The sequence below is a fragment of the Pseudomonas sp. PLMAX genome (assembly GCF_046042685.1).
Taxonomy (GTDB): domain Bacteria; phylum Pseudomonadota; class Gammaproteobacteria; order Pseudomonadales; family Pseudomonadaceae; genus Aquipseudomonas; species Aquipseudomonas putida_AE.
This window is the reverse complement of the sequence record NZ_CP064949.1, coordinates 6,163,322-6,187,941: the sequence shown is the minus strand read 5'-3', so window position 1 is coordinate 6,187,941 and position 24,620 is coordinate 6,163,322. Positions and strand designations below refer to the sequence as shown.

Here is a 24,620-nt window from a genome sequence, read left to right as displayed (position 1 = left end):
CATGCAAGGCGCACAGTTGAGACATCAGCCACCCGCACCCGGCCGCAAGCCGGTGCCGCGGGGTGCCAGCCGAATGGTGGCCAAAGAGCCGATGTCCGCGCGCCTGCCGAAAGCCAACTTCGGTGTTCTCAAAGCCTTGTTCTGGCCGGTGCTGCTGGTGGCGTTGGGGTTCGGTACCTACGAAGGCGCGCAGCGTTTGTTGCCGTACGCCGACCGACCGATCACCAAAATCGCGGTGCAGGGCGACCTGAGCTACATCAGCCAGCAAGCGGTGCAGCAGAGAATCGCCCCGTTCGTGGCGTCGAGCTTCTTCACCATCGACCTGGCGGGCATGCGCACCGAGCTTGAAACCATGCCATGGATTGCCCATGCCGAAGTGCGCAGGGTGTGGCCGGACCAGGTGGTGATTCGCCTGGAAGAACAATTGCCGGTGGCCCGTTGGGGCGACGAATCGCTATTGAACAACCAGGGGCAGGCGTTTACCCCGCGCGAGCTGGCCAATTACGAACACTTGCCGCAGTTGTTCGGTCCGCAGCGGGCCCAGCAGCAAGTGATGCAGCAATACCAGGTACTGAGCCAGCTGCTCAGGCCATTGGGCTTCTCGATTGCGCGCCTGGAGTTGCGCGAACGAGGCAGCTGGTTCCTGACGACCGGCCCTGGCAGTGCCGGGCCCGGGATCGAACTGCTGCTGGGACGCGGCAACCTGGTAGAGAAGATGCGCCGTTTCATTGCCATCTATGACAAGACGCTCAAAGAACAGATTACGAACATTGCGCGCATCGATCTGCGCTACGCCAACGGCCTCGCTGTTGGCTGGCGGGAACCAGTAGCGCCTACGACAGCCCAACCCGCTGTCGCGAAGAATTAAGAGAGGCAGGACCATGGCAAACGTGCAAAGCGGCAAAATGATCGTCGGTCTCGATATCGGCACCTCCAAGGTGGTGGCGCTGGTCGGCGAGGTCGCGGACGACGGCACGCTGGAAATCGTCGGGATCGGCACCCACCCGTCCCGTGGCCTGAAGAAGGGCGTGGTGGTGAACATCGAGTCCACCGTGCAGTCGATCCAGCGCGCCATCGAAGAAGCGCAGCTGATGGCCGGCTGCCGCATCCACTCGGCATTTGTCGGCGTGGCCGGCAACCACATCCGCAGCCTGAACTCCCACGGCATCGTGGCGATTCGTGATCGCGAAGTCAGCTCGGCCGACCTCGAGCGTGTGCTCGACGCCGCCCAGGCCGTGGCGATCCCGGCTGACCAGCGGGTGCTGCACACCTTGCCGCAGGATTACGTGATCGATAACCAGGAAGGCGTCCGCGAGCCATTGGGCATGTCGGGTGTGCGCCTGGAAGCCAAGGTCCACGTGGTCACCTGCGCCGTCAACGCCGCACAGAACATTGAAAAATGCGTGCGTCGCTGCGGCCTGGAAATCGACGACATCATCCTCGAGCAACTGGCGTCCGCGTACTCGGTGCTGACCGACGATGAGAAAGAACTGGGCGTGTGCCTGGTGGACATCGGTGGCGGCACCACCGACATCGCGATCTTCACCGAAGGCGCGATCCGTCACACCGCGGTGATCCCGATCGCGGGCGACCAGGTGACCAACGACATCGCCATGGCGTTGCGCACCCCGACCCAGTACGCCGAAGAAATCAAGATCCGCTACGCCTGTGCCCTGGCCAAACTGGCCGGCGCCGGTGAAACCATCAAGGTGCCAAGTGTTGGCGACCGTCCGCCGCGCGAGCTGTCCCGCCAAGCCCTGGCCGAAGTGGTCGAGCCGCGTTACGACGAGCTGTTCACGCTGATCCAGGCCGAGCTGCGTCGCAGTGGCTACGAAGACCTGATCCCGGCCGGCATCGTGCTGACCGGCGGTACGGCGAAGATGGAAGGCGCCACCGAGCTGGCCGAGGAAATCTTCCACATGCCGGTGCGCCTGGGCGTGCCTCACGGCGTGAAAGGCCTGGATGACGTGGTGCGCAACCCGATTTATTCCACGGGCGTTGGCTTGTTGATGTACGGCTTGCAGAAGCAATCCGACGGCATCTCGTTCTCGGGTATCGGCAGCCGCGACAGCTTCAGCAACGAAGAACCCAAAGGCGCCTTGCTCGATCGCATCAAGAGCTGGGTCCAGGGCAATTTCTAAGATTTACCGCAACACCGCAACACCGTTGTAGATACAGGCAGTAGGCGAAAAAACTAGAGAACGTAAAGGAGAGGGAAAATGTTCGAACTCGTAGACAACATCCCCGCAAGCCCGGTGATTAAAGTTATCGGTGTTGGCGGTGGCGGCGGCAACGCCGTGAATCACATGGTCAAGAGCAACATTGAAGGCGTTGAGTTCATCTGCGCCAACACTGATGCCCAGGCGCTCAAGAGCATTGGCGCGCGGACCATCCTGCAACTGGGTACCGGCGTGACCAAAGGTCTGGGCGCTGGCGCCAACCCTGAAGTAGGTCGTCAGGCCGCTCTCGAAGATCGTGAGCGCATTGCCGAAGTCCTGCAGGGCACCAACATGGTGTTCATCACCACGGGCATGGGCGGTGGTACCGGTACCGGTGCTGCGCCAATCATTGCCGAAGTGGCCAAGGAAATGGGGATCCTCACCGTTGCGGTGGTGACTCGTCCGTTCCCGTTCGAAGGCCGCAAGCGCATGCAGATCGCCGATGAAGGCATCCGCCTGCTGTCGGAAAGCGTCGACTCGTTGATCACCATTCCCAACGAGAAGCTGCTGACCATCCTCGGCAAGGACGCAAGCCTCTTGTCGGCTTTCGCCAAGGCTGACGATGTTCTGGCCGGTGCCGTTCGCGGTATCTCCGACATCATCAAGCGTCCGGGCATGATCAACGTCGACTTTGCCGACGTGCGTACCGTGATGAGCGAAATGGGCATGGCGATGATGGGCACTGGCTGCGCCAGCGGTCCGAACCGTGCACGCGAGGCCACCGAAGCGGCCATTCGCAACCCGTTGCTCGAAGACGTGAACCTGCAAGGTGCACGCGGCATCCTGGTGAACATCACCGCCGGTCCTGACCTGTCCCTGGGTGAGTACTCCGACGTGGGTAGCATCATCGAAGCCTTCGCTTCCGAGCACGCCATGGTCAAGGTCGGTACCGTTATCGATCCGGACATGCGCGACGAGCTGCACGTGACTGTCGTTGCGACCGGTTTGGGCGCTAAAATCGAGAAGCCGGTGAAGATCATCGACAATACCGTGCACACGTCGATGGCTTCCCAGCCGCAACAACAGGCCCCTGTTCGTCAGGAAGCTCCAGCGGTGAACTACCGTGACCTGGACCGTCCGACCGTCATGCGCAACCAGGCCCAGGCCGGTGCTGCGACTGCCGCGAAGATGAATCCGCAAGATGATCTGGACTACCTGGACATCCCGGCCTTCCTGCGTCGTCAGGCCGATTGATGAAATGTATCAGGGCTATGAAGTTGATTGGTGTTCAGCAAAGGCGTGGTCTGCTATCATCGCCAGCCTTTGTTGATACCAGTTCGCAATTTGCGCTGAAGCGGCCCAAGCCATGATTAAACAACGCACACTGAAAAATATTATCCGTGCCACAGGTGTAGGTCTGCACTCCGGGGAGAAGGTATACCTGACCCTCAAGCCTGCGCCGATCGACACCGGCATTGTGTTTTGTCGTGCCGACCTCGATCCTGTGGTGCAGATCCCTGCACGCGCGGAAAACGTTGGCGAAACCACCATGTCGACCACGCTGGTCAACGGTGACGTCAAAGTGGACACGGTGGAGCACTTGCTCTCGGCCATGGCTGGCCTGGGCATCGATAACGCCTACGTCGAGCTCTCCGCGTCCGAAGTGCCAATCATGGATGGTAGCGCTGGACCTTTCGTATTCCTGATTCAGTCGGCTGGCCTGGAAGAACAGGACGCCGCGAAGAAGTTTATCCGTATCCTGCGCGAAGTGACTGTGGAAGACGGCGACAAGCGCGCCACTTTCGTCCCTTTCGAAGGTTTCAAGGTGAGCTTCGAGATCGATTTCGATCACCCGGTTTTCCGTGACCGCACACAAAGTGCAAGCGTGGATTTTTCCAGCACTTCGTTCGTAAAAGAAGTCAGCCGCGCCCGTACCTTTGGTTTCATGAGTGACATCGAGTACCTGCGCAAGCACAACCTCGCACTCGGCGGCAGCGTTGAAAACGCCATTGTGGTCGACGCTGATGGTGTACTGAACGAAGACGGCCTTCGCTACGAAGACGAGTTCGTGAAGCACAAGATCCTCGATGCAATTGGTGACCTCTACCTGCTGGGCAATAGCCTGATTGGCGAGTTCAAGGGCTTCAAGTCCGGCCACGCACTGAACAACCAGCTGCTGCGCAAGTTGATTGAGCAGACAGATGCCTGGGAAGTCGTGACGTTCGAAGATGCCAGCACCGCACCGATCTCTTACATGCGCCCTGTTGCGGCCGTGTAAGTAAAAAACCTCTCTAGTTTTTTAAGGGCTGCCTTCGGGTGGCCTTTTTTTATGGTGCGGATATTGTTCGCTGCTGGCTACAGCGCCACCACCCGATTGCGTCCCGTCTCCTTGGCCTGGTACAGCGCCTTGTCCGCGGCAAACATCAGCACCTCCAGGTTGATGTCGCTGCAGGCGTTCCAGGTGCTGATGCCAATGCTCACGGTCATCGGCGAGTCGGCGCCGTCGATCAATGGAAGCTGTTCGACGGCCTCTCGAATGTGCTCGGCGATCAGCTGCGCGCCCGCCATGTCGGTTTCCGCCAGGACCACCGAAAACTCCTCGCCACCGTAGCGCGCGACCAGGTCGGTCGGCCGCCGCACGTGGCTGCGCAACACCTGGGCCACCGTGCGCAAGGCCTCGTCACCGGCTTGATGGCCATGGCGGTCGTTGAAGGCCTTGAAGTGATCGGCGTCGATCATCAGTAACGACAATGGCTTGCCGGAACGTTGGGCGCGAAACCATTCATGGCGCAACGTCTGGTCCAGCGTCCGGCGATTGGCCAGGCCGGTCAGCGCGTCGGTGGCGGCCAGTTGCGCCAGTTCCAGTTCGGCATGGTGGCGCAGGCGCAGTTCGCGGCAGAGCAGCCAGGTGAGCCACAGCAGGCACGCACACAGGGCAGTGGTCGCCAGGCTGACCACCAACGCCGTGCGTTGCCACGAATCGAACACTTCTGCGCCCGACAGCGCCACGATGACAATCAGCGGCAGATTGCCCACCTGGGAGAAGGTATACAGCCGCTGGTCTTGATAACGACTGGAGACACTGCTGAAGCTGCCGTTGCCTTCCTTGACGATGCGCTGGAAGTTGGGACGGGTACTGAAGTCGGTGCCGGTCAGGTCTTCGCCCAGGCGAGGGACCTGGGCCAGCAGGATTCCATCCTTGTTGATCAGGCTGATCGAGCTGTCGGGACCGATGTTCAGGCTGTTGAAAAGCTGTTCGAAGTAGCTCAGGCGCATGGCCGCCTCGGCGACGCCAAGGAACTCGCCTTGAGCGCCACTGATCCGGCGACTGAAGCTGATGCGCCATTCGTTGTTGGCCATCCGGGAGCGAAAAGGCCGGCTGATGAACATGCCCGGGTCGCTGTTGTTCACGTGGGACTGAAAGTACTCGCGGTCGGCAAAGTTGCCTGCCCTGGGTTCTCGTGAAGCCGAGTCGGCGAGCACGTTACCCTCCCGATCGAGCAACAGAATGTCACCCTTGTAGGGGGCCGCGGTGGCGCGATCGAACAAGGCCAGATGACGGATCTGCGGGGAAACCTGCATGAGGTCTTCACGTCGTGAGGCTGCGATCAAGCCGAGTAGGGACACGTCATAGAGCTCGACGTTGCGCAGGACGTCGGCTTCGATCAATTGCACGATGTTGGAGGCGGAGCGGCTGGCTGACAGTTCGGCATTGGCGCGTTCACGCACCAGCAGAAACGCGACGATGCTCAGGATCGCAAGCACCAGCAACACGCTGCCGAGAATCACCAGCCGCTCGGATTGCCTGGATCGGGTTGTTGGGTGAGTGGTCGCGCGCTCGCTCATGGTTCTGGCTTCTGCTGTCTAGACGTCGGGGACATTCTTTGACAAGAATCGGGCAGCGTCCCGGACACCCGGATAAAAAAAAGGCCAGCAAAACCTGCCGGCCTTTTTGTTTATAGAAGCTTAGAAGACATTGAGCGGGTAGTCGAAAATCACCCGGTACTCGTCGGTGTCCTGGTCCAGTGCCCCATAGCCGTTGCCGCCGCGGTTGGTTGCCCATTGCAGGCGCAGTGCCAGGTTCCTGGCCTGGCCGGCCTGGACCACATACCTGAGTTCGATGTCGCGCTCCCAGTGCCTGGCATTTTTGCCATCGGCGCTGTACCACGCGCTATAGCCAGGGCTATCCGGATCGACCTTGGTCAGGTCCAGTTCGCCCCGTGACCAGGACAGCGCCGAGGTCAGTCCCGGCAGGCCGAGTCCGACAAAGTCATAGGCATACTTGAGTTTCCATGAGCGTTCGTTCGGGCCGTTGAAGTCCGAGTATTGCTGGGAGTTGTCGAGGAAGACGCTGTCGCCCTGGCTGATGTAGTCGAACGGCGTATTGCCGTTGACCCGCTGGTAAGCGGCAGTGACGCTGTGATTGCCCACGCCCACAGTGAAATGCAGGCTGTAGGTGTTGTTGTCGATGCGGCCGAGCAGCGCATCGCCGGTGTCTTGCGTGTGATAGAAGTGCAGGCCCGGGTTGAGGCTGACCACCTCGTTGAGCGCATAGGTGTAATCGAGGTCGTAGTAGTACTGGTTCCAGATGTCCTTGAGCTCGGCGGCATACAGGCTGCTGGTCAGGCCTGGCAGACCGCTCCAGGCCACGCCGGCCCAATTGAGATGCTGGCTCTCGTCACCCTCCGGCAGGCTGCCATAGGAGGTGCCGATGCGGATGTGGCCGCTTTGGTTATAGGGTTTGGTGAAGCTCGCCTGACCCCCTTCGATCAGCCAGCCATCAAAGCTGTGGTTGCTCAGGCTGACGCCGCGAAAGGTCTGGGGCAGCATGCGGGTTTCACCGCCGGCAATCACCGGGTTGGTGAGGAACAGGTCGCCGGCCTTCAATTCGGTATCGAAGGCGCGCATTTTCAAGGTGCCGCCTGCGGTGGAAAACGAGCGCGGTGCTTTGCCGTTGCCATCGCCGACCGGCAGGATGCTCGAATTGTCCGTGCCGCCGCCACCGTCGAGCTTGAGCCCGAGCATGGCATGGGCATCGATGCCGAACCCGACCGTGCCTTCGGTGAAGCCCGACTCGAAGATGCCGAGAAAACCCTGGCCCCATTCAATGTTGTCGTCTGCCTGCTGCAGGCGGTTGCGGTTCATGTAGTAGTTGCGTGCGTTGAGTGTGAGGCTGGCGTCTTCGGTGAAACCTAGGGCAGCATCGGCAGCGTGAGTATTTGTGGCCATCGTTGCAGCGACTGCAACGAACAGCGCAGGGGAACTGAGTGGGAAACGCACGGGGGGTAAAGCTCCTGGGTCAGCGGGGGAACATCATTGTTCTTGCAGTTGCAGCGGTTTTTTTTGGAGCGGGGAGGACGCAGCGGGTTGTAAAACCACAACGAAAAAAAGCCGCTGATGGCAGCGGCTTTGAAGACAACTTTTCATTGGGAAGAGCCGATGGAAAGTGTCGAGGGAAACTGGAGCGATGCGCGCAAATCAGCTGTCTTTTTCAGCCTGCTTGGCCTGAATGCTCGACGCTTGTGGGGCTTGGGTGGCCTCCTGGGCTTTGGCGGTCATCTCGATCTGGTGCTCTTCGTACGCGGCGGCTCGGGCGGCATTTTGCGCGACGAAGGCCTGCGACTCTTCGGCCATGGCGAACGGAGACAGGAACAGAGAAGACAGAACGAAAGCGCTGGCAATACCCATACTGTTGGACATCTTTTAAACCTTCTTGCTTGGCAAGTGCTGTTTGGTGCGGGCAAAGATAAGGGGCTTGGAGGAAAGGAAAAAGAGCGGATTCATGAAAGGACTGTTACGCAAAGAGCAAAGATCGGTCGTGGCTGTACCCGATCCACTGTAGGAGCCGGCTTGCTGGCGATGGCGATCCCACCGACGCCATCGCCAGCAAGCCGGCTCCCTACAGATCGGTGTCACAGCACAAATCCAGCACACCCCGCAAATCCTCTGTCATGCCAGAATCCATTGCGGCCGTCAGACCGGAAAATGCATACCAAAGGTATTCATCCCATGGTTACTGCGCACGAACACATCCCCGCCATGCATCAGGGCAATCGCCTTGACGATGGCCAGCCCCAACCCGTGGTTGTTGCCACTGTTGGCGCGTGAGGCATCGACCCGGTAGAAGCGCTCGAACAGGCGCGGCAGATGCTCGCTGGAAATGGGTACGCCCGGGTTCGCCACGCCGATGCTGACCTGGTGCTCGCCGGCTTCGATCCGTACCTCGATGATTTGTCCGGGGCTGGTGTGCTGCACGGCGTTGTTGAGCAGGTTGATCAAGGCCCGGCGCAGGTGGGCGATCTCGATTCGCACCAGGGCATCGCCGCTGACCTGAACCCGTACCTGGGCATCCTCGAGAATGAAATCCAGGTATTCCAGAGTCGTGGCCACTTCCTCCGCCAGCGAGGTGGACGTCAGTTTGGTGGCCTTGCTGCCCTGGTCGGCGCTGGCCAGGAACAGCATGTCGTTGATGATCGAGCGCAGTCGCTCGAGCTCTTCAAGGTTCGATTGCAGCACCTCGAAATAATGCTCTGCCGAGCGCCCGCGCGTCAGGGCGACCTGGGTCTGGCCGATCAGGTTGGTCAGCGGCGAGCGCAGTTCATGGGCGACATCGGCGTTGAACGATTCCAGTCGCGAGTAGGCCTGTTCGACCCGCTCCAGCGTCGAGTTGAACGAGTCGACGAACTGATTCAGTTCCGGCGGCAGCGATGACAGGCGCAAGCGCCCTGAACGCAACGGCGGGGCCAGGCGCTGGGCTTCCTGGGACAGTTTGATCAGCGGCTTGAGGCCGATCCGCGCCACCCAGTAACCCAGCGCCGAGGCCATCAGCACGCCGATGACCGCCAGGCTGACCAGGGCGATCAGCAACTGGTGCTGGGTATGGAAAAACGTTTCGGTATCGATGCCAATCATGAAGCGCAGGGGCGGGCGCTGGTCCTTGGCCGGGAATTGGCTGACCAGCACCTTCAGCGGGTAGGGCTGATCCGCCAGTTGCATGTCGCGCATGCCCAGCGGCCCTGCGGCAAAGGCACGGATGCTCGGTGTAGGATTGCCGTATTCGTAGTTCGGATCGCCGCTGACGATCCAGAAACTGATGCGCTTGTCTTCTTCGCCGAGCAGCTTGAGCTTGTTGTTGATCTTCACCCAATGCTCGGGCGTGCCATAGCGGCCGACGGTGGATTCGAGCACGCTGTAGCGCGCATCGAGTTCCGCTTCGGGCAGCAGGCCAAGGCCTTTGTCGACCTGTTGGTACAACGCCCAACCGATCAACAGGAACACCAGCAGCGCCACCAGGGTGAACATCCCGCTCAGGCGCAGGGCAATCGAATTACTGGACACCACGGCTCTCCAGCACATAACCCATGCCACGAATCGTGTGCAGCAGTTTCTCTTCGAACGGCCCGTCGAGCTTGGCCCGCAGGCGTTTGATCGCGACCTCGACGACGTTGGCGTCGCTGTCGAAATTGATGTCCCAGACCATTTCGGCGATGGCGGTTTTCGAGAGGATTTCACCCTGGCGACGGGCCAGCACGCTGAGCAGCGAGAACTCCTTGGCGGTCAGATCCAGGCGCGTACCGGCGCGGGTGGCCTTGCGGCTGATCAGATCTATCCACAGGTCGGCGATGCTCACTTGCACCGGTTCGTGGCCACCGCTGCGTCGGGTCAGCGCCTGCAGGCGGGCCACCAGTTCGAGGAAGGAAAACGGTTTGCCCAGGTAATCGTCGGCACCGTCGCGCAGGCCCTTGATGCGGTCTTCGACCCGTTCGCGGGCGGTGAGCATGATCACCGGGGTCTGCTTGCGCGCGCGCAGGGCGCGCAACACACCGAATCCGTCCAGGCCCGGCAGCATGACGTCGAGGACGATCACCGCGTAGTCGCTTTCCAGCGCCAGGTGCAGGCCTTCCACGCCGTCGCGGGCCAGGTCCACGGTGTAACCCTGTTCCGTCAGGCCGCGGTGCAGATAATCCGCGGTTTTTTCTTCGTCTTCGATAATCAGGACGCGCATGACCCCGCCTCAGTCTGTGGTCGCCAGCTTTGACACTGGCGAAGCTGCTGGTGGGAGAGTTTGCCTATGAAATAAACGCTCCAACCACAAGTATATGACCGGCGTGGTGAACAGCGTCAGTGCCTGGCTCACCAGCAAGCCGCCGACCACGGCGATCCCCAGGGGCTGGCGCAGTTCCGCGCCGGTGCCGTAGCCGAGCATCAGCGGCAGGGCGCCGAGCAGGGCGGCGAGGGTGGTCATGATGATTGGCCGGAACCGCGTGATACAGGCCTTGAAGATCGCCTCTTCCGGTGACAAACCACCGTTGCGCTGCGCTTCGAGGGCGAAGTCGATCATCAGGATGCCGTTTTTCTTGACGATGCCGATCAGCAGCACCAGCCCGATCAGCGCCATGATCGAAAAGTCCTGGCCGCAGATCCACAGCATGATCACCGCGCCCAGCCCGGCCGAGGGCAGTGTCGAGATGATGGTCAGTGGATGCACGAAGCTCTCGTAGAGCACGCCGAGAATGATGTAAACCGCCACCAGCGCCGCCAGAATCAACCATGGCTGGCTGGCCAGCGAACTCTGGAACGCCTGGGCCGCGCCCTGGAAATTACCGCTGATGGCGGTAGGCATGCCGATGTCTACCTTGGCCTGATTGAGCATGATCACCGCATCGCCCAACGCCACACCGGGTGCCAGGTTGAACGACAGGTTGGCGGCGGGGAACATGCCGTCATGGGCGATGGACAGCGGCCCCACCGTTGGCGCGTCGAATTTCGCCAGGGCTGACAGCGGCACCATTTCTCCACTCAGGGGCGAGCGCAGGTAGAAATAGTTGAGGCTCTCGGCCTTGCCCCGTTGCCGGGTGTCCAGCTCCAGGATCACGTTGTACTGGTTGATCTGGGTCTGGAACTCGTTGATCTGGCGCTGGCCGAAGGCGTCGTACAGCGCTTCATCCACATCGCTGGCCGTCAGGCCAAAGCGTGCCGCGGCACTGCGGTCGATGGTGATATGGGTGATGCTCCCGCCCAGTTGCAGGTCGTTGGAAATGTCGCGGAAGGCCGGGTTGCCGCGCAGTTTTTCCGTCAGGCGCTGGGTCCAGGTGCTCAGGACGGCACCGTCGTTGCTCTTGAGCACGTACTGGTACTGGGCCCGGCTCGGGCCGGAGCTGAGGTTGATGTCTTGCCCGGCACGCAGGTACAGGACGATGCCCGGTACTTTCATCAATTGCGGGCGAATCCGGTCGATGAACTCGCTGGCTGACACATCACGGTCGCCGCGTTTTTTCAGGGCGATCCAGAAGCGGCCGTTGGCGATGGTCTGGTTGCTGCCCGACACGCCCACCGAGTGAGAGAACGCTTGAACCGCAGGATCGGCGGAGACGATTTCGGCCATCGCCAGGTGTTTTTTCACCATGTCGCCGTAGGAAATATCCGCAGCTGCTTCGGTGGTACCGAGAACGAAGCCTGTGTCCTGGATCGGGAAGAAGCCTTTAGGAATAAAGATGTATCCGGCGACCGCCAACACCAGCGACAAACCGAACACGCCAATCATCAATTTCTGGTGGGCGAGGGCACGGCGCAGGCCTTTTTCGTACCACGCCAGCAGGCGCTCGCCGAAGCCCGGTTTGTCGTGGGCGTGGTGCACGGGCGCGCGCATGAACAGCGCTGCCAAGGTGGGCGCCAACGTCAGTGACACCACCACCGAAATCATGATGGTCGAGGTGGCGGTCAGGGCGAACTCCTTGAACAGGCGTCCGACCACACCCCCCATGAACAGTAACGGAATGAACGCCGCCACCAGCGAGAAGCTGATCGACACCACGGTAAATCCGATCTCGCCGGCGCCCTTGATCGCGGCCTCGCGCATGCCGTCACCGGCCTCGAGATGGCGGTGGATGTTCTCCACCACCACGATCGCATCGTCGACCACAAAGCCCACGGCCACCACGATCGCCACCAGCGTCAGGTTGTTCAGGCTGAAACCCATGACGTACATCAGCGCAAAGCTGGCAATCAGCGACACACCGAGCACTGCCGACACGATCAGGGTGGCAGACAGTTGGCGCAGGAACAGCGCCATCACCGCCACCACCAGCAGCACGGCGATCATCAAGGTGATTTCCACCTCATGCAGCGAAGCGCGGATGGTCTGGGTGCGGTCGATCAGCACCTTGACCTGCACCGAGGCCGGCAACATCGCCTGCAACGCCGGCAGTGCGGCCTGAATACGATCCACGGTCTCGACGATGTTGGCGCCCGGCTGGCGGAAGATCACCAGGTTGACGCCCGGTTGCGAGCCCGCCCACGCCTGGACGTAGGCATCTTCCGAACCGTTGACGACTTTCGCCACATCCTTGAGGTGAACCGGTGCTCCGTCCTTGTAGGAAACGATCAACTGGCTGTATTCGTCGGGGTGGAACAGTTGATCATTGGTCGAAAGCGTCGAGATGCTCGATTCGCCGTACAGCGCGCCTTTGGCCAGGTTGAGGCTGGTCTGCTGGATCGCCAGGCGAATGTCTGCCAGGGTCAGGCCGATGGCGGCGAGTTTGTCGGCGGACACCTGGACCCGGATCGCCGGGCGTTGCTGCCCGGTGATGGACACCTGGCCGACACCGTCGACCTGACTGAGTTGACGCGACAACAGGGTTTCCGTCAGGTCGCTGAGTTCAGGGCCAGGCATCAGCGACGAGTTGACGCTGAGGATCAGCACCGGGCTGTCGGCCGGGTTGACCTTGCGCCAGGTCGGCAGGTTCGGCATATCCTTGGGCAGTTTGCCTGCCGCGGTGTTGATGGCGGCCTGGACTTCCTGGGCGGCGGTATCGATGCTTTTGTCGAGGGTGAATTGCAGGGTCAGGTTGGTCGAGCCCAGGGCGCTGCTCGAGGTCATTTGCGTCACGCCGGGAATGGCGCTGAACTGCACTTCAAGGGGCGTGGCCACCGATGACGCCATGGTTTCCGGGCTGGCACCGGGCAATTGGGCGGCCACCTGGATTGTCGGAAATTCCGCCTCCGGCAGCGGCGCGATAGGCAGGCGCGGAAACGCGATGACCCCCAGCAGCACCAGGGCAAACGTCAGCAGGAGCGTTGCGACCGGGTGGTCGATGCACCAGGCGGATACCGAGCCGTGGCCTTTCATGGCGCCGCCTCCGATTGCACGACCTGCGGCGGTTCGGTCAGCACTTGCACCGTGGCACCGGGCTTGAGTCGCGATTGACCGTCGCTGACCAGCACGTCACCCGGTTTCACCCCCCTGATGATGCTCTGGCCGCTGCCCTGGTAAACCATCTGCACGGGCACGGTTTCAACCTTGGTGCCGTTTACCCGGTAGACAAAGTGCTGATCGAGGCCACGCTGTACGACAGTGGGGGGTACCACCAGCGCATCTTTATCCAGCGCTGTCTGAATCTTTACCGTCACCAACAGGCCGGGCCAGAGTTTTTGTCCGGCGTTGCTGAATTCGGCCTTGGCGCGGATGGTGCCGGTGTTGGCGTTGATCTGGTTGTCGATCAGGGTCAGGCGGCCTTCGCCCAGCAGGTTGCCGGTTTCGCCGTCGGTGTCGGCACCGATGTAGGCCTTGACCCTGGCCCGTTCCGGGTCGCTGATCAGGCCTTGCAGGGTCGGCAGCATTTGCTGCGGCAGGGAGAATTCCACGGCGATCGGGTCGATCTGGGTCACCGTAAACAGTCCTGAGGCGTCAGTCATGCGCAGGAAGTTGCCTTCGTCCACTGTGCGAATACCGACACGGCCACTGACCGGGGAGCGAATCTGCGTGTACGACAACTGCACCTGGGCCGCGTCAATCGACGCCTGGTTGCCCTGGGCGGTGGCCTTGAGCTGGTTGACCAGCGCTTGTTGCTGGTCGTAGGTCTGTTTGGACACACCGTCGTCAACGCTCAACAGCTTGTAGCGCTTGAGGTTGACCTGGGCCACTTGCAGTTGCGCCTGGCTTTCGCCCAGTTGCGCCCTGGCCTGGTCCAGGCTGGCGCGGATCGATCGGTCGTCGATGGTGGCCAGCAGGTCGCCTTTGCTCACCAGTTGGCCTTCCTTGACCAGGATCCTGGTGAGGATGCCGTCGATCTGCGGTCGGACCACCACGCTGTGCAGCGACAGCACCGAGCCGATGCCGGTGACGTAGCGGGGCACGTCTTTTTCCACCACGTTGATCACGCGCACCGGAATGGCGGTCGGTGCGGCGACTTTAACCGTGGACGGTTTCATCAGGTACCACGCGCCCAGCGCCACCAGCACGATCAGAAAGGCTGCTAGAAGAACGGATTTTTTCTGGGTTCGCATGCGAGAGGGGCGCCGGGTCGGGAAATGGAAGTGTTCGCAGCTTTGTCTTTCTACGTTATAGCCCCGTGACCCGGTCAGGAAAGTGACTGTTAACTGACAGCGGTGTCAGTTTGCACGTATGGAGTCCCACTCGGTCACGTAAGCCGTTTTGCTTTTCTTGTTGTAGAGGCACAGTTCGGTACCTTGCTGGCCTTTCATGTGCTTTTGCGGGTACTGGCCTTGCAGCAGCAGGGCGGTGTAGCCGACCCGATCATCGAATTGTGCGGCGTTGCCGACGGGTTTGGCGTTCGCCAGACCGCTGGCCTTGGTGCAACTGGCGAGCACGGCCTTGTCGAAGGCGGCCCAGGCCTCGGGGCTGGAGGCGTGGGCCTGGGTGGCGAGGGCAGTGAGGCAGGCGAAGGTCAGGGTGACAGCTTTCATGGTTCAGGGATCCTTGGGCGGGGTTGGCCAAGGTGTGAGTATGCCTGAAGGCTTGGGGGGCGAACGCGCGGTTCGGCGAGGGACGGGTCAGACCGGAACCGGTTCCCGGCGCACCACATACATCCCGGCGCTTTCATACAACCGCTGTGCGCGAAGGTTGCCTTCCAGCACTTTCAGGTCGACGTAGCCTTCGCGCCGCCGTTGAAATTCGGTGAAGGCATTGAGCAGCAAGGCTCGCCCCAAGCCACGGCCTTGAGCCCGTGGATGCACCACCAGACTCTTGATGTAGGCGCTGGTCCAGCACTGACAGACGCCAACGATACCCAAGGCATCCAGAGCGATGAAGCACAGTGTCGGATCATATTCCGGATCGGTTTCAAATCGCTGTTGCCATACGTCCAGGCCCGGGACGCGGCCGCCGCCTTGCGCGTGACCCAGTGCCATCAAGCGATGAACTTCTGCTGCAAGTTCGGGACGATACCCGGTCAGGACGATCTCCTGGGGCCAAGTGATGGCGGGCACAGCGTCAGCGAGACAGCGCCGCATGAGAAAGCAGAATTGCTCGGCCAAGGCTCAATGACCTTGTTCGGCCACAGCCTTGGCCGCGTCGATCAGGCACTTGGTCAGCTCCGGCGAAGAGAACTTGGTCAGCACCGCATTCGCGCCCGCAAGCCGCGCCTTTTCGCTGTTCATCGCACTGTCCAGGGACGTATGCAGCAGCACGTAGAGGTGCGCGAAGTCCGGGGTTTCACGCAGGGTGCGGGTGAAGGCGTAGCCGTCCATTTCGGACATTTCGATATCGGAGACGATCAGGTTGATCTGCTCGGCCGTGCCTTGCAGGTCCAGCAGGCAGTCGATGGCTTCCTTGGCACTGCGAGCCGTGTGGCACTGCAGGCCCAGGTTGCGCAAGGTGTGCACCGATTGCTGCAGCGCGACCTGACTGTCATCGACCACCAGGATGCGGGCGCTGCCCAAGGTCTCGGCATCTTCCATGCTGAGCTCGGTCGGCGCCGTGTCGATGGGCACCGGGGCGATGCCATGGATGACCTTTTCGATGTCCAGCACCTGCACCAGGGTGCCGTCCACCGAGGTGACGCCGGTGATGTACGAGCGCGAACCGCCAGAGCCGAAGGGCGGCGGACGGATATCGGTGGTCAGGCAGTGCACGATCTTGCTCACCGCCTGTACATGCAAACCTTGTTTGGAGCGGCTGACGTCCGTGACGATCAGGCACCCACCATCAGGATCTGCCAGCGGGCGCTCACCAATGGCACGGCTGAGATCGATCACCGACAACGAGGTGCCGCGCAGGGTGGCGATGCCTTTGACGTGGGGATGCGCTTCGGGGAGTTTGGTCAGTGGCGGGCAAGGGATGATTTCACTGACTTTGAGCAGGTTGATCGCCATCAGCTTGCCACTGCGCAAGGTAAACAGCAGAAGCGAAAGTGAATCTGCGCGGGCTTTGGTGGAGGACATAAAAACCTTCTGTGGAAAAAGGTGGTGAGGCGATCCGTGGATCAGCCACAGCTTTCGATGTCAGGTTATCGACTTGTCGGGGGCAGGCTTTAGGAAAAATCCCCAGGGCTGTGCAGACCCTTGCAAACTGAAACAAAAAAGCCCCGTCTCTTTAAAAGAGCGCGGGGCTTTGTTTTGCATCAAGACTGGCGCAGTAGAACTTACTCGTCGTCGCCCATCTGCGATTGCAGGTAGTTCTCGATACCGATCTTGTCGATAAGACCCAGTTGGGTTTCCAGCCAGTCGATATGTTCTTCTTCGGACTCGAGGATATCTTCAAGCAGGTCACGGCTACCGAAGTCGCCGACTGTTTCGCAATGCGCGATCGCCGCTTTCAGGTCGGCATGGCCGGTCTTCTCGATACGCAGGTCACACTGGATCATTTCCTCAGTGTGCTCGCCGATCTGCAGCTTGCCCAGGTCCTGGACGTTCGGCAGGCCTTCAAGGAACAGGATGCGCTTGATCAGCTTGTCCGCGTGCTTCATCTCGTCGATGGATTCGTGGTACTCGTGCTTGCCGAGCTTGTTCAGGCCCCAATCTTCGTACATGCGTGCATGCAGGAAGTATTGATTGATCGCGACCAGCTCATTGGCAAGGATCTTGTTGAGATGCTGGATGACTGTAACGTCGCCTTTCATGATGGGGTCCTGCCCTGTATTAGCTGTCTATAAGGCAGAGTTTGAGCCGCACAACTAAGAGTGTCAAACTTAAGTTATTGAATAATATATGAAAATTAATCGGAATAAGAATGTTTGTGTTCTGCGTCTAGAGCCTAAGCAGTTGATTTTCAGGCATAAAAAAACCGGACATGCGTCCGGTTCTTCGAAATCGGTTATTTATGCGGCGGTAAATTCAACAGGAAAAGGGATCGCCGCCTGGGCCGTTTGCAATTTGGTCAGGGTCTCGCGGACCACTTCCTTGGCCAGACAAGCACATTTGCCGCATTGACTGGCAACGCCGGTGGCCTGGCGCACTTCCTTGTAGCTGCAGCATCCTTCATAGATCGCATCGCGGATTTGGCCGTCGGTGACGCCAGTGCAGAGGCAAACATACATAAGTGAAAACCGTCGCTGTTTATGTCTCGAATGCGATGGATCTTAATGTTAACGAGAATGATTGTCAAAGTGCTTTGGAAGGGGTTTTTGACAGGCCTGACGAACGGTTGACCAGCGACGCGCCGTCAACCGAAATACCCTTCGTCCTTTTTTACGCCCAGGGGAGAAACCGTTACGGACAGGTCAAAAACGCAGTGTATGATGGCCGGTCTTTTCGAAACGGGTTCGTGTCACAGGGCTGTCGCCTGAGGGTGGCAGGCTGACGCAAACCTTGTTCTTAACGCTTCTACACCAGGAGATATCCAATGAGCGTACTCGTAGGCAAACAAGCCCCTGACTTCACCGTACCGGCCGTACTCGGCAATGGCGAAATCGTGGACAGCTTCACCCTGTCGTCGGCCATCAAAGGCAAATACGGCCTGGTGTTCTTCTACCCACTGGACTTCACCTTCGTTTGCCCGTCGGAGCTGATCGCTCTGGACAACCGCATGTCCGAATTCAAGGCACGCAACGTTGAAGTGGTCGCTGTGTCGATCGACTCGCACTTCACCCACAACGCATGGCGCAACACCCCGGTAAACGATGGTGGTATCGGCGCAGTGCGTTACACCATGGCTGCCGACATCAAGCAGGAAATCATGAAGGCCTACGACGTTCAGTCCGCTGACGGCGTTGCTTTCCGTGGCGCGTTCCTGATCGACGACAAAGGCGTTGTCCGTTCGCAGATCATCAACGACCTGCCGCTGGGCCGTAACATGGAAGAGCTGCTGCGTCTGGTCGACGCCCTGCAATTCCACGAAGAGCACGGCGAAGTTTGCCCTGCCAACTGGAAAAAAGGCGACAAAGGCATGAACGCTTCGCCAGAAGGCGTTGCGGCTTACCTGACCGAGCACGCTGCTGCGTTGTAAGGCACCAGGTACAAAAAAACCGGCCTCAGGGCCGGTTTTTTTTATGCGCGAAAAACGTCTGGAACCCTGTAGGAGCCGGCTTGCTGGCGATGCGATGGTAGCCGTTATGCCGCCATCGCTGCGACCCGACAAGCCAGCTCCTACAAACGAATCAGTCGCCGAAGTCTTCCCAGCCGCCCATTTGTTTCCAGCGATTGACGATGCCGCAGAACAGCTCGGCAGTCTTCTCGGTGTCGTAGCGGGCCGAGTGCGCCTCGCGCCCGTCGAAGTCGATATCGGCAGCCTGGCAGGCCTTGGCCAGCACGGTTTGACCATAGGCCAGGCCGGCGAGCGTCGCGGTATCGAAACTGGAGAATGGATGGAACGGGTTGCGTTTCATGTCCAGGCGCGCGACCGCGGCATTGAGGAAGCCCAGGTCGAAACTGCTGTTGTGCCCAACCAGGATCGCGCGTTTGCAACCGTTGGCCTTGAGCGCCTTGCGCACGCCGCGGAAGATATCGTTCAGCGCCGACTCTTCGCTCACGGCCATGCGCAGCGGGTGATCGAGCTTGATCCCGGTGAACTCCAGGGCGGCCGCTTCGATGTTCGCACCTTCAAACGGCTCGACCCGGAAGAAGTAGGTGTGATCCGGGTACACAAAACCCTTTTCATCCATGGCGATGGTGGTCGCGGCGATTTCCAGCAAGGCGTCGGTGGCCGAGTTGAAACCACCGGTTTCTACGTCGACGACAACCGGCAGGTAGCCACGGAACCTGGCGGCCATTGGGTGACGGGAACCGCCGCCACCGCCTTGACCTTCCTGTTCGTCGTCGAAATGGTCTTCACTCACGCGTGTTCCTCCAGCAGGCGCCAGCGCAGTTTTTCACCGGCGCGCAGCGGGATAACGGTCAGCTCGCCAAACGGCAGGCTGGTCGGGGCGGTCCATTCTTCGCGGACCAGGGTAATGCGATCGGTGTTGGCCGGCAGGCCATAGAAACGCGGGCCGTTGAGGCTGGCGAAGGCTTCGAGTTTGTCCAGCGCGTTGCGCTGTTCGAAGGCTTCGGCGTACATCTCGATCGCCGCATAAGCGGTGTAGCAACCGGCGCAGCCGCAGGCGGATTCCTTGGCGTGCTGGGCGTGGGGCGCCGAGTCGGTGCCGAGGAAGAACTTTTCGCTGCCGCTGGTGGCGGCGTCGAGCAGCGCTTCCTGGTGGGTATTTCGCTTGAGGATCGGCAGGCAGTAGAAGTGCGGCCGAATCCCGCCCACCAGCATGTGGTTGCGGTTGTACAGCAAGTGATGCGCGGTGATGGTCGCGCCAACGTTGGCCGAAGCCGAGTTGACGAACTGCACGGCGTCAGCGGTGGTGATGTGTTCGAACACCACCTTGAGGGTCGGGAAACGCTCGACCACACGGCGCATGTGCTCATCGATGAAGATTTTTTCGCGGTCGAACACGTCGACATCGCCGCGGGTGACTTCACCGTGGATCAACAAAGGCATCCCGACTTCGGCCATGGCCTCCAGGGCCGGGAAGATCTTGTCGATGCTGGTGACGCCCGAGTCCGAGTTGGTGGTCGCGCCGGCCGGATACAGCTTGGCGGCGTGAACGAAACCGCTGGCCTTGGCCTCGCGAATTTCTTCAGGCTGGGTGCGGTCGGTGAGGTACAGCACCATCAGCGGTTCAAACGGGCTGCCGGCCGGGCGAGCAGCGAGAATCCGCTGGCGATAGCCGTCGGCTTCAGCCGCATTGCGCACTGGTGGTACCAGGTTGGGCATGATGATGGCGCGGCCAAAGGTGCGCGCGACATCCGCGACGGTATTGGTCAGCACGGCACCATCGCGAAGATGAATATGCCAGTCGTCGGGACGCAGCAGGGTCAGGCGGTCGGACATGAGGGGATTCCAGGCGGGTCAAACTGAAGGGAATGCTACCGGAAAAGACTCTTGCAGGCACTCGCTATCAAGTTTTACGGGAAGCTTCCGATATCCAACAGGTATGCCGTGAACATCTGTGTGTCGGTCTTTTTGTCGTAGAAGCCAGTGGAGCCTCCCGTGCGCCAGCGTTATTTAGCCTTGCTCAGCGTGTTTGCCAGCCTTCCCGCGATGGCACTCACTTTCCAGACTCGCCTGGAGAGCATCGAGTGGACGGTCGAAGGCGACAAATTCGAATGCCGGCTGACTCAGCCGATCACCGATTTCGGCTCGGGTGAATTCGTGCGGCGCGCCGGGGAACAGGCGACGTTTCGTTTGAATGCCTACAACGCAATGATGGGCGGTGGTTCTGCCACCTTGCTGGCGGCCGCTGCACCCTGGCAGCCGGGACGCGGTGATATCAACCTGGGCACGGTAAGAATCGGCAGCGGCAACATCCTCTTCAACAGCTCCCAGGCCCAGGCCGCACGCTTGATCAGCGGCCTGATCGACGGACGCAGTCCTGTGGTCCGCCACGCCTCGGGCGATGGCCGGGTGTCGGAGGTGCGCTTGTTGCCGGTCCGGTTCACCAAGGCATTTGCCGAGTATCAGGGCTGCGTGGCCAAGTTGCTGCCGCAGAACTTCGATCAGGTCAAGCAATCCCAGATTGGCTTTCCCGGTGGCGGTATCGATCTGGATGCGGCCGCCAAGGCCAGGCTGCAAGTCATGCTGGAGTACATGAAAGCCGATCCGACGGTCAATCGCATCGAGCTTGACGGCCACTCCGATAACAGCGGCAACCGCCTGACCAACCGTGACCTGTCACGGCGTCGGGCGCTGGCGGTGATGGACTTCTTCAAGGCCAATGGCGTCCAGGAATCGCAAATCACCCTGCGTTTCCATGGCGAGCGTTATCCCCTGGCCCCCAACATCAGCAACGCCAACCGCGCGAAAAACCGCCGGGTAGCGATACGCCTGGAGCGCGGAGCCCCCGCGGAGCAGGTGGCACCCCAAGCGACGAAGCCGGCCGCTTCAGCAACTTCCTGACCCCTTGGTCATCGTCGCGCTCTCGACATAATCTGTCGCTTCGTCGTCATAAGCTGTCGCGCCACTGTAAATTATCTTGCGCGGGCGGTAGACTTGACGGCTTTCCGTAGAACCCCGTGGAGTGATGGCATGGCGGACGTAAACAAGGTCGTTCTGGCGTATTCCGGCGGCCTGGACACTTCGGTGATCCTCAAGTGGCTGCAGGATACTTATAACTGTGAAGTGGTGACCTTCACCGCTGACCTGGGTCAGGGCGAAGAGGTCGAACCTGCACGTGCCAAGGCTCAAGCCATGGGCGTGAAAGAGATCTACATCGACGACTTGCGCGAAGAGTTCGTGCGCGATTTCGTTTTCCCGATGTTCCGCGCCAACACCGTTTACGAAGGCGAGTACCTGCTGGGTACTTCCATCGCTCGCCCGTTGATCGCCAAACGCCTGATCGAAATCGCCAACGAAACCGGTGCTGACGCCATTTCCCACGGCGCCACCGGCAAGGGTAACGACCAGGTTCGTTTCGAACTGGGCGCCTACGCCTTGAAGCCAGGTGTGAAAGTGATCGCTCCGTGGCGCGAATGGGACCTGCTGTCCCGTGAAAAGCTGATGGATTACGCTGAAAAGCACGCGATCCCGATCGAGCGTCACGGAAAGAAGAAATCCCCGTACTCGATGGATGCCAACCTGCTGCACATCTCCTATGAAGGTGGCGTGCTGGAAGACACCTGGACCGAGCACGAAGAAGACATGTGGCGCTGGACCGTCTCCCCGGAGAAGGCTCCCGACAAGCCGCAGTACCTGGAACTGACCTACCGCAATGGCGACATCGTCGCGCTGGACGGCGTCGAAATGACCCCGGCCACCGTGCTGGCGACTCTGAACCGTATCGGTGGCGAACACGGTATCGGCCGTCTGGACATCGTCGAGAACCGTTACGTGGGCATGAAGTCCCGTGGCTGCTACGAAACTCCTGGCGGTACCATCATGCTGCGCGCCCACCGTGCGATCGAATCGATCACCCTGGACCGCGAAGTGGCTCACCTTAAAGACGAGTTGATGCCCAAGTACGCCAGCCTGATCTACACCGGTTACTGGTGGAGCCCTGAGCGTCTGATGCTGCAACAGATGATCGATGCGTCCCAGGCTCACGTGAATGGCGTTGTGCGCCTGAAGCTGTACAAGGGCAACGTGATCGTCACCGGTCGCAAGTCAGACGAGTCGTTGTTCGACGCCAACATTGCGACTTTCGAAGAAGATGGCGGCGCCTACAACCAGGCCGACGCAGCGGGCTTCATCAAGCTCAACGCCTTGCGCATGCGCATCGCGGCGAACAAAGGTCGCAAGCTTTTCTGAAACCTTTGACGTAATGGAATGTGTGGCCCGGTCGTCGACAGGGCCGCACATTTAAAAGGGGGGGAGTTGCTACCTGCCCGTATCAGTGTTCTTTCCCGCCTTGCTATGACTCCTCTCATCATTCCCTTCTGATCGATCGTCAAACGCTTCGGGTTGCCGTGCGTCGATGGGCAAATGTTGGTCAATGACCGTCAAACCCTGTGAATTTAAATTGTAGGCAGCACAGAACGTTGTGCGGCAATGTTTCTTCACGTGTTTTGAAGGAGCGGCTGCGCTTTCCCTCAGTTTTGAATCCGACTCGGTACAGGTGAGGAACACCACTGCACGTGCAGCTTTTCCCGGTTCGATCTGGATGCTCTCCAACAAATGGCTGAACTCGGCCTGGTCTGTCATCTTGCGTGCATCAATCACATACAGGTCCTTCAATCGTTCGGGTAGACGTACGTGGTGATGCGCCGAAAGGGCGTTGGCAGAAACTGTTGCTGAAGGTGGGTCTTGTGCTTTCGATGGGCGGCGAGTGGATTGGTCGCCAGTGCCCGATGCCCTGGTCGGGGACTTTCGAGTCTTCTTGTTCTCGGATTGCTCGAGACCGTCCATGACTTTTATGAAATGTTTTCCCTTCTCAAAGTCGGAGGGGGCGTAAAGCGATCGATAGTTGAAGTTGAGAGTGACAAAGAATAGCAACAGCAGATAAAAAGGAAAGCTGATCAGGAACCAGACGTAGATGTCTCTATCATCATCATCAAGAAAGGGCAGTGAAATCGCAGCTGATGTTTCAGACAGTGTTGCGAATATGGCAATCACTGTCATGGGGTTGTTTATTCTTTTTTTAATCCTGTCCATTTTCAATTCCTCGATAGCTATTGCTTGATTGGTTTGAATTTAATCCATCTAACGCATGTTGGGCATCCATGGTTTCTGTTTTTTGATTTATTTGATGTCGGGTAGGCGTTTTCTTGTTTACGGTTTTCTTATAATCGATGATGGGGTGATTTTTGCTGTAAGAACGAGTGGATAAGTTGTGTGTGATATTTCTGGAGTCAGTGTGGATATTGGATTATCCCAATTACCTTTGCGCGGTTGGGTAGGGCGGCACATGTCTGATCGCTGTCTGAAAATAAAACTCCGCTCATTTTTTCGTTGCAGGTCGATACAAAAAAGTAATCGCAATTGGAAAGTCAAGACTTCAAAAAAAGTTTTCTGCCTAACGATTTACTCGATTTTTTGTAGGAAAAATCTGTGAATTTTGTAGGGAATGTCTCTCGGTGCAAGTGGTTGGGGGAGGCGACATGCCAGGGGGGAAACGACTAGGCTATTGTGCGGGCTCTAAAAATTCGAACAGCGAAATTGGACTTGCCCATGAATAAAGTGCTGATTGTGGATGATCACCCCGTCATTCGTCTTGCGGTACGAATGCTGATGGAGCGTCATGGCTACGAAGTCATTGCAGAAACAGATAATGGTGTGGATGCATTACAACTAGCCCGTGAATACATGCCGGACATTGTTATCCTGGATATTGGAATACCTAAGCTCGATGGACTGGAAGTCATTGCACGACTGACCTCGGCTGCGATGCCGATGAAAGTGCTGATATTGACGTCCCAGTCACCTGGGCATTTTTCCATGCGCTGCATGCAGTCGGGAGCCGCCGGATATGTTTGTAAACAACAGGACCTCACGGAGTTGCTCAGTGCAATAAAGGCGGTATTGTCAGGCTACAGTTACTTTCCAAATCAGGCCTTGCACACTGTGCGTGCCAGTCTTGGCAACGCCAGTGAAGCCGATATGGTGGATCGTCTTTCAGGGCGGGAAATGATGGTGCTACAGCAGTTGGCCCGGGGCAAGACTAACAAAGAGATTGCTGATGGGATGTTTCTCAGCAACAAGACCGTCAGTACCTACAAGACCCGACTACTGTTAAAGCTCAATGCGCGCTCCCTGGTCGATCTGATTGAACTGGCCCAGCGTAATGGTCTGGCATGATGAGCCTG

At 59.4% G+C, this 24,620-nt stretch carries 23 protein-coding genes; 8 read left to right on the top strand and 15 right to left on the bottom strand.

Annotated elements, in window-relative coordinates; genetic code table 11:
• Position 1: 1 nt before the first annotated feature.
• From DKB71_RS28100 to lpxC, 4 genes are all read left to right on the top strand, one after another.
• Positions 2-868 (top strand): cell division protein FtsQ/DivIB, encoded by an 867-nt coding sequence (locus tag DKB71_RS28100; RefSeq protein WP_323606942.1) that lies wholly within the window; start codon positions 2-4, stop codon positions 866-868.
• Positions 869-881: 13 nt separating this feature from the next.
• On the top strand, positions 882-2,141 hold the full coding sequence (gene ftsA, locus DKB71_RS28095) for a cell division protein FtsA (RefSeq protein ID WP_008060298.1): 1,260 nt from the start codon (positions 882-884) through the stop codon (positions 2,139-2,141).
• Positions 2,142-2,219: 78 nt separating this feature from the next.
• The gene (gene ftsZ, locus DKB71_RS28090; RefSeq protein WP_046819017.1) at positions 2,220-3,413 is read left to right on the top strand and encodes a cell division protein FtsZ; all 1,194 of its coding nucleotides are present in this window, start codon (positions 2,220-2,222) and stop codon (positions 3,411-3,413) included.
• Between the two features lie 112 nt (positions 3,414-3,525).
• On the top strand, positions 3,526-4,437 hold the full coding sequence (gene lpxC / locus DKB71_RS28085) for a UDP-3-O-acyl-N-acetylglucosamine deacetylase (protein ID WP_008060300.1): 912 nt from the start codon (positions 3,526-3,528) through the stop codon (positions 4,435-4,437).
• Between the two features lie 77 nt (positions 4,438-4,514).
• Here the strand turns inward: lpxC and DKB71_RS28080 are convergent, their stop codons facing one another.
• The 12 genes from DKB71_RS28080 to DKB71_RS28025 form a co-directional block, all read right to left on the bottom strand.
• A complete protein-coding gene (locus DKB71_RS28080) occupies positions 4,515-6,005 on the bottom strand; it encodes a diguanylate cyclase (protein WP_408598794.1) in 1,491 nt (496 codons plus the stop codon).
• Between the two features lie 120 nt (positions 6,006-6,125).
• Positions 6,126-7,388, bottom strand: a complete 1,263-nt coding sequence (locus DKB71_RS28075; protein WP_408601167.1) for an OprD family porin — start codon at positions 7,386-7,388, stop codon at positions 6,126-6,128.
• 249 nt (positions 7,389-7,637) lie between these two features.
• The gene (locus DKB71_RS28070; RefSeq protein ID WP_323627047.1) at positions 7,638-7,859 is read right to left on the bottom strand and encodes a hypothetical protein; all 222 of its coding nucleotides are present in this window, start codon (positions 7,857-7,859) and stop codon (positions 7,638-7,640) included.
• A gap of 273 nt (positions 7,860-8,132) precedes the next feature.
• The gene (locus DKB71_RS28065; protein ID WP_408598792.1) at positions 8,133-9,497 is read right to left on the bottom strand and encodes a heavy metal sensor histidine kinase; all 1,365 of its coding nucleotides are present in this window, start codon (positions 9,495-9,497) and stop codon (positions 8,133-8,135) included.
• Positions 9,487-10,164, bottom strand: a complete 678-nt coding sequence (locus DKB71_RS28060) for a heavy metal response regulator transcription factor (RefSeq protein ID WP_033056445.1) — start codon at positions 10,162-10,164, stop codon at positions 9,487-9,489. Before DKB71_RS28060 ends, DKB71_RS28065 begins: the two co-directional genes overlap by 11 nt.
• Positions 10,165-10,173: 9 nt before the next feature.
• Entirely contained in the window at positions 10,174-13,287 is a 3,114-nt protein-coding gene (locus DKB71_RS28055) for a multidrug efflux RND transporter permease subunit (RefSeq protein ID WP_408598789.1), read from the bottom strand.
• Positions 13,284-14,444 (bottom strand): efflux RND transporter periplasmic adaptor subunit, encoded by a 1,161-nt coding sequence (locus tag DKB71_RS28050; RefSeq protein ID WP_408598787.1) that lies wholly within the window; start codon positions 14,442-14,444, stop codon positions 13,284-13,286. The genes DKB71_RS28055 and DKB71_RS28050 overlap by 4 nt, the downstream gene beginning before the upstream one ends.
• A 105-nt stretch (positions 14,445-14,549) precedes the next feature.
• Positions 14,550-14,864 (bottom strand): hypothetical protein, encoded by a 315-nt coding sequence (locus DKB71_RS28045; protein ID WP_046819024.1) that lies wholly within the window; start codon positions 14,862-14,864, stop codon positions 14,550-14,552.
• Between the two features lie 87 nt (positions 14,865-14,951).
• The gene (locus DKB71_RS28040) at positions 14,952-15,410 is read right to left on the bottom strand and encodes a GNAT family N-acetyltransferase (RefSeq protein ID WP_408601166.1); all 459 of its coding nucleotides are present in this window, start codon (positions 15,408-15,410) and stop codon (positions 14,952-14,954) included.
• Between the two features lie 27 nt (positions 15,411-15,437).
• Positions 15,438-16,340 carry a chemotaxis protein CheV gene (locus DKB71_RS28035; protein WP_408598785.1) on the bottom strand — a complete coding sequence of 301 codons (903 nt, stop codon included), beginning with the start codon at positions 16,338-16,340 and terminating at the stop codon, positions 15,438-15,440.
• Positions 16,341-16,540: 200 nt separating this feature from the next.
• A complete protein-coding gene (gene bfr / locus DKB71_RS28030) occupies positions 16,541-17,017 on the bottom strand; it encodes a bacterioferritin (protein WP_274074221.1) in 477 nt (158 codons plus the stop codon).
• Between the two features lie 198 nt (positions 17,018-17,215).
• Positions 17,216-17,434, bottom strand: a complete 219-nt coding sequence (locus DKB71_RS28025) for a bacterioferritin-associated ferredoxin (protein WP_008057530.1) — start codon at positions 17,432-17,434, stop codon at positions 17,216-17,218.
• Positions 17,435-17,739: 305 nt separating this feature from the next.
• Here DKB71_RS28025 and DKB71_RS28020 point away from each other — a divergent pair, with 305 nt between their 5' ends.
• Complete coding sequence (locus tag DKB71_RS28020; protein WP_008057532.1) at positions 17,740-18,342, top strand: peroxiredoxin; 603 nt, start codon at positions 17,740-17,742, stop codon at positions 18,340-18,342.
• Between the two features lie 151 nt (positions 18,343-18,493).
• Here DKB71_RS28020 and rnt read toward each other — a convergent pair whose 3' ends face one another.
• Positions 18,494-19,171, bottom strand: coding sequence for a ribonuclease T (gene rnt / locus DKB71_RS28015; RefSeq protein WP_274074222.1), 678 nt, complete (start codon positions 19,169-19,171; stop codon positions 18,494-18,496).
• On the bottom strand, positions 19,168-20,214 hold the full coding sequence (gene pyrC, locus DKB71_RS28010) for a dihydroorotase (protein ID WP_408598782.1): 1,047 nt from the start codon (positions 20,212-20,214) through the stop codon (positions 19,168-19,170). The genes rnt and pyrC overlap by 4 nt, the downstream gene beginning before the upstream one ends.
• Positions 20,215-20,373: 159 nt before the next feature.
• On the opposite strand from pyrC, the gene DKB71_RS28005 reads away from it, so the two are divergent.
• Complete coding sequence (locus DKB71_RS28005; RefSeq protein WP_323628758.1) at positions 20,374-21,279, top strand: OmpA family protein; 906 nt, start codon at positions 20,374-20,376, stop codon at positions 21,277-21,279.
• Between the two features lie 129 nt (positions 21,280-21,408).
• Positions 21,409-22,626 (top strand): argininosuccinate synthase, encoded by a 1,218-nt coding sequence (locus tag DKB71_RS28000; RefSeq protein ID WP_020799894.1) that lies wholly within the window; start codon positions 21,409-21,411, stop codon positions 22,624-22,626.
• Positions 22,627-22,695: 69 nt separating this feature from the next.
• Here the strand turns inward: DKB71_RS28000 and DKB71_RS27995 are convergent, their stop codons facing one another.
• Positions 22,696-23,469, bottom strand: a complete 774-nt coding sequence (locus tag DKB71_RS27995; protein WP_408598779.1) for a hypothetical protein — start codon at positions 23,467-23,469, stop codon at positions 22,696-22,698.
• A gap of 516 nt (positions 23,470-23,985) precedes the next feature.
• Between DKB71_RS27995 and DKB71_RS27990 the strand changes: the two genes are divergently transcribed.
• The gene (locus DKB71_RS27990; protein WP_008057539.1) at positions 23,986-24,612 is read left to right on the top strand and encodes a response regulator transcription factor; all 627 of its coding nucleotides are present in this window, start codon (positions 23,986-23,988) and stop codon (positions 24,610-24,612) included.
• The last annotated feature ends 8 nt before the right edge of the window (positions 24,613-24,620 follow it).

What these genes read in the sequence shown, in the direction of transcription:
- DKB71_RS28045 (WP_046819024.1), bottom strand. Translation starts at nt 14,864, where the DNA reads ATGAAAGCTGTCACCCTGACCTTCGCCTGCCTCACTGCCCTCGCCACC.
- DKB71_RS28035 (WP_408598785.1), bottom strand. Translation starts at nt 16,340, where the DNA reads ATGTCCTCCACCAAAGCCCGCGCAGATTCACTTTCGCTTCTGCTGTTT.
- DKB71_RS28050 (WP_408598787.1), bottom strand. Translation starts at nt 14,444, where the DNA reads ATGCGAACCCAGAAAAAATCCGTTCTTCTAGCAGCCTTTCTGATCGTG.
- DKB71_RS28000 (WP_020799894.1), top strand. Translation starts at nt 21,409, where the DNA reads ATGGCGGACGTAAACAAGGTCGTTCTGGCGTATTCCGGCGGCCTGGAC.
- DKB71_RS28100 (WP_323606942.1), top strand. Translation starts at nt 2, where the DNA reads ATGCAAGGCGCACAGTTGAGACATCAGCCACCCGCACCCGGCCGCAAG.
- DKB71_RS28060 (WP_033056445.1), bottom strand. Translation starts at nt 10,164, where the DNA reads ATGCGCGTCCTGATTATCGAAGACGAAGAAAAAACCGCGGATTATCTG.
- DKB71_RS27995 (WP_408598779.1), bottom strand. Translation starts at nt 23,469, where the DNA reads ATGGACAGGATTAAAAAAAGAATAAACAACCCCATGACAGTGATTGCC.
- DKB71_RS27990 (WP_008057539.1), top strand. Translation starts at nt 23,986, where the DNA reads ATGAATAAAGTGCTGATTGTGGATGATCACCCCGTCATTCGTCTTGCG.
- ftsZ (WP_046819017.1), top strand. Translation starts at nt 2,220, where the DNA reads ATGTTCGAACTCGTAGACAACATCCCCGCAAGCCCGGTGATTAAAGTT.
- DKB71_RS28020 (WP_008057532.1), top strand. Translation starts at nt 17,740, where the DNA reads ATGAGCGTACTCGTAGGCAAACAAGCCCCTGACTTCACCGTACCGGCC.
- DKB71_RS28055 (WP_408598789.1), bottom strand. Translation starts at nt 13,287, where the DNA reads ATGAAAGGCCACGGCTCGGTATCCGCCTGGTGCATCGACCACCCGGTC.
- DKB71_RS28080 (WP_408598794.1), bottom strand. Translation starts at nt 6,005, where the DNA reads ATGAGCGAGCGCGCGACCACTCACCCAACAACCCGATCCAGGCAATCC.
- bfr (WP_274074221.1), bottom strand. Translation starts at nt 17,017, where the DNA reads ATGAAAGGCGACGTTACAGTCATCCAGCATCTCAACAAGATCCTTGCC.
- DKB71_RS28075 (WP_408601167.1), bottom strand. Translation starts at nt 7,388, where the DNA reads ATGGCCACAAATACTCACGCTGCCGATGCTGCCCTAGGTTTCACCGAA.
- ftsA (WP_008060298.1), top strand. Translation starts at nt 882, where the DNA reads ATGGCAAACGTGCAAAGCGGCAAAATGATCGTCGGTCTCGATATCGGC.
- DKB71_RS28040 (WP_408601166.1), bottom strand. Translation starts at nt 15,410, where the DNA reads ATGCGGCGCTGTCTCGCTGACGCTGTGCCCGCCATCACTTGGCCCCAG.
- DKB71_RS28070 (WP_323627047.1), bottom strand. Translation starts at nt 7,859, where the DNA reads ATGTCCAACAGTATGGGTATTGCCAGCGCTTTCGTTCTGTCTTCTCTG.
- DKB71_RS28025 (WP_008057530.1), bottom strand. Translation starts at nt 17,434, where the DNA reads ATGTATGTTTGCCTCTGCACTGGCGTCACCGACGGCCAAATCCGCGAT.
- lpxC (WP_008060300.1), top strand. Translation starts at nt 3,526, where the DNA reads ATGATTAAACAACGCACACTGAAAAATATTATCCGTGCCACAGGTGTA.
- pyrC (WP_408598782.1), bottom strand. Translation starts at nt 20,214, where the DNA reads ATGTCCGACCGCCTGACCCTGCTGCGTCCCGACGACTGGCATATTCAT.